The organism is Propionivibrio pelophilus DSM 12018, from assembly GCF_059569095.1.
In genome coordinates this window covers 1-1,845 of record NZ_JCANUT010000134.1, presented here as the reverse complement: position 1 = coordinate 1,845, position 1,845 = coordinate 1, and the positions used below count along the sequence as shown (strand labels likewise).

2 protein-coding genes are annotated in these 1,845 nt (G+C 59.9%); both read left to right on the top strand.

Annotated features, from left to right (window positions below):
• Positions 1 to 284: 284 nt before the first annotated feature.
• Positions 285 to 1,349, top strand: a complete 1,065-nt coding sequence (gene fba, locus BO74_RS21030; protein WP_496445349.1) for a class II fructose-bisphosphate aldolase — start codon at positions 285 to 287, stop codon at positions 1,347 to 1,349.
• A gap of 230 nt (positions 1,350 to 1,579) precedes the next feature.
• The coding region (locus BO74_RS21025; protein WP_496445347.1) for an SDR family oxidoreductase at positions 1,580 to 1,845 on the top strand (266 nt) is incomplete at its 3' end.

Sequence of the window (1,845 nt, the reverse complement as noted above, 5' to 3'; positions counted from 1 at the left end):
ACCGAACTGATCGGTCTGGAAGACACCTTCGCCGAGAGCGGCGCCTACCTGAAGACGCTCGACAAGTTCGGGCTCTCCGCGCCAAAGATCGCCGAAAAGACGGCGCGGTTGGTGGCACGGAAACGGTAGTCGACTGGATTCGTCACCCCGGCGAAGGCCGGGGTCCAGGCGGAGTCCAATCGGTGATTGCTCTCCGATACTGGATACCGGCCTGCGCCGGTATGACGAAGTCTCTATACTTCACCATGCGGAAGCAATAAATAACTATCCGGAAGGAGAAAACAATGCCTCTCGTATCGCTTCGCCAGTTGCTCGACCATGCCGCCGAATACGGTTACGGTCTGCCGGCGTTCAACGTCAACAACATGGAACAAGTCTGGGCGATCGTCGATGCGGCCGCCGAACTCGACGCGCCGGTGATCATGCAGGCCTCGGCCGGCGCCCGCAAATACGCCGGCGAGCCGTTCCTCCGGCATCAGATCCTCGCCGCGCTGGAAGCCTATCCGAATCTCCCGATCGTCATGCACCAGGACCACGGCCAGTCGCCGGCCATCTGCATGGCCGCGATCCGTTCCGGTTTCACCTCGGTGATGATGGACGGCTCGCTCGAAGCCGACGGCAAGACCGTCGCCTCCTACGAATACAACGTCGCCACGACACAGAAGGTCGTCGAGTTCTCGCACGCCATCGGCGTCTCGGTGGAAGCCGAACTCGGCGTGCTCGGTTCGCTGGAGACGATGCAGGGCGACAAGGAAGACGGCCACGGCGCCGAAGGGCACATGACCCGCGAGCAACTGCTCACTGACGTCGAGCAGGCCGCCGACTTCGTCAAACAGACCCAGTGCGATGCGCTGGCCATCGCCATCGGCACCAGCCACGGTGCCTACAAATTCACCAAGAAGCCGACCGGCGACATCCTCGCCATCGACCGAATCAAGGAAATCCACGCGCGCATCCCGAACTGCCACCTCGTCATGCACGGCTCGTCCTCGGTACCGCAGGAATTGCTCGCCGAAATCCGCGAATTCGGCGGCGACATGAAGGAAACCTATGGCGTGCCGGTCGAGGAAATCGTTACCGGCATCAAGCACGGCGTGCGCAAGGTCAACATCGATACCGACATCCGTCTGGCAATGACCGGCGCGATTCGCCGCTACATGGTCGAGAATCCCGGCAAGTTCGACCCGCGCGACTACCTGAAGCCGGCGCGCGAAGCGGCGCGCAAGATTGTCGTCGCCCGCCTCGAAGCGTTCGGCGCAGCCGGCCAGGCCAGCAAGATCAAGCCGATCCCGCTCGACAAGATGGCCGAGCGCTACAAGAAGGGCGAACTCGACCAGGTCGTACGCTGAGGTCGCGTTAGGGAAACGCTGAAATATTCGTCACCCCGGCGAAGGCCGGGGGCCAGTTCGTTGAATTTTCTGGATTCCGGCCTTCGCCGGAATGACGAATCTTCAATAAATCAGCGCTTCCTTAGAGATCTTCCCCCCGGAGGTCGGAGAACCGTTTTGTCGCTTATGCCTGTTAGTGATGTCTGTCTGAAATACCAAGGTTGCAGCGAGAGATCGCTCAACACGCACATATGAAAGGATCCATCATGAATTCTCAAACCGGAGTAGTCCAGCGGACTGCAGTTGTCACAGGATGTGCCTCGCCTCGCGGGATCGGTTTTGCCGTAGCACGCCGATATGCTCAAGAAGGATGGGCGGTCGTAATGCTTGATATCGATGAAGCTGCCCTGAAGGTTGCCTCTGAGAAAGTGAAATCCGAGTTCGGTCAACCCGTCCTTGCAATGCACTGCAACATCGGGGACAAGACGTCGGTCGATGCAGCGGCTCAAGCCGTCAA

What these genes read in the sequence shown, in the direction of transcription:
- fba (WP_496445349.1), top strand. Translation starts at nt 285, where the DNA reads ATGCCTCTCGTATCGCTTCGCCAGTTGCTCGACCATGCCGCCGAATAC.